Annotated in this window: 7 protein-coding genes; 5 read left to right on the forward strand and 2 right to left on the reverse strand. The window is 72.0% G+C overall.

Features of this window, described 5'->3' with window-relative positions:
• From H5J30_RS11100 to H5J30_RS11120, 5 genes are all read left to right on the forward strand, one after another.
• Positions 1 to 236: carbonic anhydrase (locus tag H5J30_RS11100; protein WP_220188772.1), on the forward strand; the 236-nt coding region annotated here is incomplete at its 5' end.
• 123 nt (positions 237 to 359) lie between these two features.
• On the forward strand, positions 360 to 2,315 hold the full coding sequence (gene acs / locus H5J30_RS11105) for an acetate--CoA ligase (protein WP_181787265.1): 1,956 nt from the start codon (positions 360 to 362) through the stop codon (positions 2,313 to 2,315).
• A 279-nt stretch (positions 2,316 to 2,594) separates the two neighbouring features.
• On the forward strand, positions 2,595 to 3,992 hold the full coding sequence (gene nhaA, locus H5J30_RS11110; protein ID WP_181787266.1) for a Na+/H+ antiporter NhaA: 1,398 nt from the start codon (positions 2,595 to 2,597) through the stop codon (positions 3,990 to 3,992).
• A 101-nt stretch (positions 3,993 to 4,093) separates the two neighbouring features.
• On the forward strand, positions 4,094 to 4,597 hold the full coding sequence (locus H5J30_RS11115) for a phage holin family protein (protein WP_181787270.1): 504 nt from the start codon (positions 4,094 to 4,096) through the stop codon (positions 4,595 to 4,597).
• Entirely contained in the window at positions 4,594 to 5,520 is a 927-nt protein-coding gene (locus tag H5J30_RS11120) for an alpha/beta fold hydrolase (protein ID WP_181787267.1), read from the forward strand. Before H5J30_RS11115 ends, H5J30_RS11120 begins: the two co-directional genes overlap by 4 nt.
• Before the next feature lie 412 nt (positions 5,521 to 5,932).
• Here H5J30_RS11120 and H5J30_RS11125 read toward each other — a convergent pair whose 3' ends face one another.
• Both H5J30_RS11125 and H5J30_RS11130 read right to left on the reverse strand, forming a co-directional pair.
• Positions 5,933 to 7,132 carry a MarP family serine protease gene (locus tag H5J30_RS11125; protein ID WP_181787268.1) on the reverse strand — a complete coding sequence of 400 codons (1,200 nt, stop codon included), beginning with the start codon at positions 7,130 to 7,132 and terminating at the stop codon, positions 5,933 to 5,935.
• 12 nt (positions 7,133 to 7,144) lie between these two features.
• On the reverse strand, positions 7,145 to 7,882 hold the full coding sequence (locus tag H5J30_RS11130) for an NUDIX hydrolase (RefSeq protein WP_181787269.1): 738 nt from the start codon (positions 7,880 to 7,882) through the stop codon (positions 7,145 to 7,147).
• Positions 7,883 to 7,933 lie beyond the last annotated feature (51 nt).

Raw genomic sequence — 7,933 nt, forward strand, 5'->3', positions numbered from 1 at the left:
CGTACGCGGACGACGCCGAGCGGGTGAGCCTGGCCAACGTCGCGCAGCAGTTGGACCATCTGCGCCGGCACCCGGGTGTGCACCGCCGACTGGCCGACGGCTCGCTGAGCCTGCACGGTATGTACTTCCACGTCGGCGAGGCGCAGTCTTATGTGCTGGGCGCGCAGGGCGACTTCACGGCCGTACGCCCCGGCCCCGCGGCGCTGCCGGGGCGGTCCGCCGCCGATGTCCGTTAGCACACCGCGCCTACGGGTACCCACAGGTCTAAACCATTTTATCCCCAGGCCCTTGTCACGCCCTCCCCGCGCCTGATGAGCTAGGCGCGGGACTGAGGCGGACATCCTGGAAAGGGAGATGTCGTGAGCAACGAAAGCCTGGCCAACCTGCTCAAGGAGGAGCGCCGGTTCGAGCCGCCAGCCGAGCTGGTCGCGCACGCGAACGTCACGGCGGCGGCCTACGAGCAGGCACGCGCGGACCGGCTGGGCTTCTGGGCGGAGCAGGCCCGGAGGCTCAGTTGGGCCACCGAGCCCACCAAGACGCTCGACTGGTCGAACCCGCCGTTCGCGAAGTGGTTCGAGGACGGCTCGCTCAACGTGGCGTACAACTGCGTGGACCGGCACGTCGAGGCGGGCCTCGGCGACCGCGTCGCGATCCACTTCGAGGGCGAGCCGGGCGACTCCCGCTCGATCACCTACGCCGAGCTGCAGCGGGACGTCGCCAAGGCGGCCAACGCGCTGGTGGAGCTGGGCGTGCAGACCGGCGACCGGGTCGCGATCTACATGCCGATGATCCCGGAGACCGTCGTCGCCATGCTGGCCTGCGCCCGCGTCGGCGCGCCCCACTCGGTGGTCTTCGGCGGCTTCTCCGCCGACGCGCTCGCCACCCGGATCGCCGACGCGGACGCGCGCGTGGTCATCACCGCCGACGGCGGCTACCGGCGCGGCAAGCCGTCCGCGCTCAAGCCCGCGGTGGACGAGGCGGTGCAGCGCACCGAGCAGGTGCGCAACGTCCTGGTGGTGCGGCGTACGGGCCAGGACGTGGCCTGGACCGAGGGCCGCGACGTGTGGTGGCACGACGTCGTCGGCCGGCAGGAGGAGACGCACACCCCCGAGGCGTTCCCCGCGGAGCACCCGCTCTTCATCCTCTACACCTCGGGCACCACCGGTAAGCCCAAGGGCATCCTGCACACCACCGGCGGCTACCTCACCCAGGTGTCCTACACCCACCACGCCGTCTTCGACCTCAAGCCCGAGACCGACGTGTTCTGGTGCACGGCCGACGTCGGCTGGGTCACCGGCCACTCGTACATCGTGTACGGCCCGCTCTCCAACGGCGCCACCCAGGTGCTCTACGAGGGCACGCCCGACACCCCGCACCAGGGCCGCTGGTGGGAGGTCGTCCAGAAGTACAAGGTCTCGATCTTCTACACCGCTCCCACCGCGATCCGCGCCTGCATGAAGTGGGGCGACGCCATCCCGGCCAAGTTCGACCTGAGCAGCCTGCGGGTCCTCGGCTCGGTCGGCGAACCGATCAACCCCGAGGCGTGGATCTGGTACCGGGACCACATCGGCGCCGGCCGCACCCCGGTCGTGGACACGTGGTGGCAGACCGAGACGGGCGGCATCATGATCAGCCCGCTGCCCGGCGTGACGAGCACGAAGCCCGGCTCGGCACAGGTGCCGCTGCCCGGCATCGAGGCCACCGTCGTGGACGACGAGGCGCGCGAGGTGCCGGACGGCGCCGGCGGCTACCTGGTCCTCACGGAGCCGTGGCCGTCGATGCTGCGCACGATCTGGGGCGACGACCAGCGCTACAAGGACACGTACTGGTCCCGCTTCGAGGGCCGGTACTTCGCGGGTGACGGCGCCAAGAAGGACGACGACGGCGACATCTGGCTGCTGGGCCGGGTGGACGACGTCATGCTCGTCTCCGGGCACAACATCTCCACCACCGAGGTGGAGTCCGCCCTCGTCTCGCACCCCAAGGTCGCCGAGGCCGCCGTCGTCGGCGCCACCGACCCGCAGACCACCCAGGCCATCTGCGCCTTCGTGATCCTGCGCGGCGGCGCCGAGGAGGCGGACGGGCTGGTGGAGGAGCTGCGGGCGCACGTGGCGAAGGCCCTGGGCCCGATCGCCAAGCCCAAGCGGATCCTGCCGGTCGCGGAGCTGCCCAAGACCCGCTCCGGCAAGATCATGCGCCGCCTGCTGCGGGACGTGGCCGAGAACCGGAAGATGGGCGACGTCACGACGCTGACGGACACCACGGTCATGGACCTCATCCAGGCCAAGCTGCCGAGCGCGGCCTCGGAGGACTGAGACCGGACGGGCAGCGCGGGCCGCGCGGGCGGTGCAGGTGGCCCGTACGCGCTGAGCGGCGCCGGCGGCGGGAACACCCCGCCGCCGGCGGCTCTGCCGCCCAGCCGCACCGCATATCCCCTTTTGACCCTTAATGTGAAGCCAGGTTGATCGACCGGTGCCGCCCTGTAAGGTGGCGGAGACACGTGAAGAGAGCGATAAAACCCTGAGGCGCGCCGGGAAGTCTGGTCGGCACACAGCACTCGTGTATCCGCCGTCCACCGCCCGGGAGGCCCCGTCGTGACCGCGCCCCAGCGCCCTCAGCAGTCCCAGTTCCTGCGCAGGCCGTCCCTCAAAGAGAGCAAGTTCCTCGCCGAGGCCCTGCGCACGGAGACCGTCGGCGGTCTGCTCCTGCTGGCCGCGGCCGTCATCGCGCTCGTCTTCGCGAACAGCGGGCTCAGCGGCACGTACGACGACATCAAGAGCTTCACCTTCGGCCCCTCCGCGCTGGACCTGCGCCTCGACCTCGCCCACTGGGCCAAGGACGGGCTGCTGACGATCTTCTTCTTCGTCGTCGGCGTCGAGCTGAAGCGCGAGCTGGTCGACGGCGAGCTGCGCGACCCGCGGGCGGCCGCGCTGCCGATCGTCGCCGCGCTGTGCGGCATGGCCGCCCCCGCCCTCTTCTACGTCGCCGTCAACGCCGGCCGCGGCGACCTGGGCGGCTGGGCCATTCCCACCGCCACCGACATCGCGTTCGCCCTGGCAGTGCTCGCGGTCATCGGCAGCAACCTCCCCTCCGCGCTGCGCGCCTTCCTGCTGACGCTGGCCGTCGTGGACGACCTCTTCGCGATTCTGATCATCGCGGCCTTCTACACCGCCAGCATCGACTTCGTCGCCCTCGGCTTCGCCCTCGGCGGCCTCGTCCTCTTCTGGTTCCTCCAGCGCCGCGACGTACGCGGCTGGTACGTGTACCTGCCGCTGGCCCTCGTCATCTGGGCGCTCATGCACGCCAGCGGCGTACACGCCACCATCGCGGGCGTCGCCATGGGCCTGATGCTGCGCGTCACCACCCGACCGGGCGAAGAGGTCTCGCCCGGAGAGCGCATCGAGCACCAGATACGCCCGCTCTCCGCCGGCCTCGCCGTCCCCGTCTTCGCCTTCTTCGCGGCCGGTGTGGCCGTGAACGCCGACGCACTGGGCGGCGTGTTCACCGATCCCGAGCCCCTGGGCGTCGTGCTCGGCCTCATCCTCGGCAAGGTCCTCGGCATCTCGCTCGGCTCCTGGCTCGCCGCCCGGTTCACCCGGGCGGAGCTGAACCCGGCGCTGAGATGGCCCGACGTGTTCGCCGTCGCGACACTGGCCGGTATCGGCTTCACCGTCTCGCTGCTCATCAGCGAACTCGCCTTCGCCGAGGACGGCGGGCTCGCCGAGGAGACCAAGGCGGCGGTGCTGACAGGCTCGTTCATCGCCGCCACGCTCGCGTGCGTCCTGCTCAAGATCCGCGACAATCGCTACAAGGCGATCGCGGCGGAGGACGAGCGCGACGAGGACATGGACGGAATACCGGACATGTATCAGCAGGACGACCCGGAATACCACCTCCGGATGGCCGCGATCTACGAGGCGAAGGCCGCGGACCACCGGAGGCGTGCCGAAACGCGGCACCCGACCGGCGGGCCGGGTGACCGTCGGGCATGATGTGACTTCAGGCGGCGAAGGGACGGACGATGAGCGCAGCCGGTAACGGTGCGGCAGGCAGCCGGACGGCCGCGGAGGCGAGCAGCACGGCGCACGGCACGATGGCGAAGGACGGCACGGCGCAGGCCGGTGCGGGCATCGACCCCGATGCCGACGCCCACCTCGACGGGCAGCACAGCCTCGGCAAGCTCGTCTCGACCGCCACCACCAACCTGAGCGCGCTGCTCCACGACGAGATCGCCCTGCTCAAGGCCGAGACGCGGGAGGACATCAAGCGCGCCGGCGCCGGCGGCGCCGCCCTGGCCGTCGCCGGCGTCCTCGTCCTCTTCGGCATCCCGGTGCTCAGCTTCGCGGCCGCGTACGGGCTGCACGCCCTGGGCCTCCACCTCGCCTGGTCGTTCCTCATCGTCTTCGGCGTCCACGTGCTGCTCGGCGCGCTCGCGGCCCTGTGGGGCATCGCCAAGATGCGCCAGATGCGCAAGCCGGAGCGCGCGATGAACTCCACCAAGGAGACCGCCACGGTCATCTCCGACTCGCTGCGCGGCCGAGGTCATCCGGCGGACCGACGCAAGCCGGCCGCGGGTGTGGCACGCTCGGAGTCATGACGGCACCGTCGCCAGTCGATCCGGCAGTCCACATCGAGGGCCCCTGGGCCCACAGGGACGTCGCGGCGAACGGCGCCCGTTTCCACATCGTGGAAATGGGCGAAGGGCCGCTGGTGCTGCTGCTGCACGGGTTCCCGCAGTTCTGGTGGACCTGGCGGCATCAACTGCCCGCGCTCGCCGAGGCCGGCTACCGTGCGGTGGCCATGGACCTGCGCGGGGTCGGCGGCAGCGACCGTACGCCGCGCGGCTACGACCCCGCGAACCTCGCCCTCGACGTCACCGGCGTGATCCGCTCGCTCGGCGAGCCGGACGCCGCGCTCGTCGGCCACGACCTCGGCGGCTACCTCGCCTGGACCGCCGCCGTGATGCGGCCCAAGCTGATCCGCCGGCTCACCGTCTCCTCGATGCCGCACCCGCGCCGCTGGCGCTCCGCGATGCTGACCGACCCGCGGCAGAGCGCCGCGGGCTCCTTCGTCTGGAGCGCCCAGCGCCCCTGGCTGCCCGAGCGGCAACTCGTCGCCGACGACGCCGCGTTGACGGGCCGGCTGATCCGCGCCTGGTCGGGGCCGCGGCAGCCGGACGACAAGGCGCTGGCGGTCTACCGGCGCGCGATGACCGTCCCCTCGACGGCGCACTGCTCGGTGGAGCCGTACCGCTGGCTCGTACGGTCGCTGGGGCGGCCGGACGGCATACAGTTCTACCGCCGGATGAAGCTGCCGGTCCGGGTGCCGGTGCTGCACCTGCACGGATCCCTCGATCCGGTCATGCGCACGCGGAGCGCGGCGGGCTCGGTGGCGTACGTCGAAGCGCCGTACCGGTGGCGGCTTTTCGACGGTCTCGGGCACTTCCCGCACGAGGAGGACCCGGTCGCGTTCACGACCGAACTCGTCAACTGGCTACGGGATCCCGAGCCCGACCGCTGAACCGGCACAGCTCAACGGCCGGTCCACCGCCCGTTGCGCACCCTCCGCCACGGACGCGCCGCGGACCCCGCGCCACCGTCGCCGGAAGGGCGCCCGTCAATTGCACCGTGCATAGGCCGATGGGCCCGGGAAAGGGCGATTACCGGCCGCCCGGTGGGGGGAGGATCCGGGGTATGGGTTGGACGCATGACTACAACGACGTAGGAACCCACCGCGCCCCCGCCTCGGACGCCAGACCGCTCCGGGGCGCCGCGGCGCATAGCGAAGCGGACCTCCGTCTGGGGATCCCGCACATCCTCCGCCGCCGGGCCCGCTGGATGAGCGCCCGGTTGCGGCGCGTGCACTGAAGCGGCCCCGCCGGGACGGGTCCTGACCTGGATTCCGGGGGCCCGGCCCCCGGGCGTCCGGCGTCTCACATGGCACAACTGTCGCTGTCCACGCGCTGCGACGCCGTGCGCCCGCGCTCGATGTCGTCGCGGACCTCGTCGACGGTCAGTGCGTAGCCGGTGTCCTTGTCGTCCATGGACCTGGCGAAGATGACGCCCACGACGCCGCCCTCGGGGTTGAGCAGCGGGCCGCCGGAGTTGCCCTGGCGGACGAGGGTGTAGAGCGAGTAGACGTCGCGGTTGACCGTGCCGCGGCGGTAGATGTCCGGGCCGTTGGCCGTTATGCGGTCGCGCACCCGCGCCGCCCGTACGTCGAAGCCGCCGTTCTCCGGGAAGCCGGCGACGATGGCGTCGTCGCCGCGCCCCGCGTCGTCCTGGTCGAACGGCAGGGCGGGGGCGTCCAGCCCGGGGACCTCCAGCACGGCGATGTCCCGCTCCCAGTCGTAGAGCACGACCTCGGCGTCGTAGAGCCGACCTTCGCCGCCGATCTGCACGGTGGGCTCGTCGACGCCGCCGACGACGTGGGCGTTGGTCATCACGCGCTGCGGGGCGAAGACGAACCCGGTGCCCTCCAGCACCTTGCCGCACGACTGGGCCGTGCCGACGACCTTGACGATGCTCTTCCTGGCCTGCTCCACCACCGGGCTGCCCACCAGCGCCGGGTCGGGCGCCGGGACGTTCGTGATCTGCTCGCTCTGGAACGGCGCGAAGACCTGCGGGAAGCGGTTCTCCGACAGCACCGAACTGAACTCGCCGAACCAGGTGTCGGCGCTCTTCGGCATCACCTCGGCCACGCCGTTGAGCACCTTCGACGCGCGCACCTCGCGGGCGACGGTCGGCAGCGTCGTCGACGCCAGCGCCGTGCCGAGCAGCCAGGCGACGAGCAGCAGCGCCACCACGTTGACGAGCGCGCCGCCGGTGGCGTCGAGGGAGCGGGCGGGGGACCAGGTGATGTACTGCCGCAGCTGGTTGCCGAGATGGGTGGTGAGTCCCTGGCCCACCGAGGCCGCTATCAGCACGAGGACGATGGCGCCGAACGCGGCCGTCGGGCCGAGGGCGGCGCCGTCGGTCACCAAGTCCCAGATGACGGGCAGCAGATAGATGGCCAGCAGCCCGCCGCCCACGAAGCCGCACACGGACAGGACACCGACCACGAAGCCCTGGCGATAGCCGACCACGGCGAACCACACGGCCGCCGCCACCAGCAGGATGTCCAGCACGTTCACCCGGTCACCGTCTCATGCGTGCCAGTCCAGCGGCACCCGGCGTTCGCGATCCCACGGGCGCTCCCACCCGGCCAGGTGCAGGATCCGGTCGATCACGCCGGCGGTGAAACCCCAGACCAGCGCGGACCCCACGAGGAACGCGGGGCCGAGGTGGCCGCGCGGATGGACCGCCATCGCGCGGTTCGCCGGGTCGGTGAGATCCGCCACGGTGACGCTGAACACCCGGGCCGTCTCGGCCGGATCGACGACGCCGACGGGGCTGGGCTCGCGCCACCAGCCGAGCACGGGCGAGACGACGAAGCCGCTGACGGGGATGTAGAGCCGGGGCAGCACGGAGAACACCTGCACGCCCGCGGGGTCGAGCCCGGTCTCCTCCTCGGCCTCGCGCAGCGCGGCGCGCAGCGGTCCTTCGCCCGCGGGGTCGCCGTCCTCCGGGTCGAGGGAGCCGCCGGGGAAGGAGGGCTGTCCGGCGTGCGAGCGGAGGGAGCCGGCGCGCTCGGTGAGCAGCAGTTCGGGGCCGTCGTCGCCGTCGCCGAAGAGGACGAGCACGGCGGCGGGCCGGCCGCCGTCGTCCTCGGGCGGGAGGAAGCTGCTCAGCTCTTCGGGCCGTACGGTACGGGCCGCGTCGGCGACCGGCGCCAGCCAGCCGGGCAGCCCGGCGTCGCTGACGGCGACGGGCGTACGGGACTCAGGCGTACGGGACTCAGGCGTACGGGCCCCGGGGTCACGGGACTCGGGCGTACGCGGCAATGGCGCAGCGGACGCGGACGCAGCGGACGCGGGTGTCCGGCCGTTGGGCGT

This window comes from Streptomyces phytophilus (genome assembly GCF_013870535.1).
GTDB classification, from domain to species: Bacteria; Actinomycetota; Actinomycetes; order Streptomycetales; family Streptomycetaceae; genus Streptomyces; species Streptomyces phytophilus.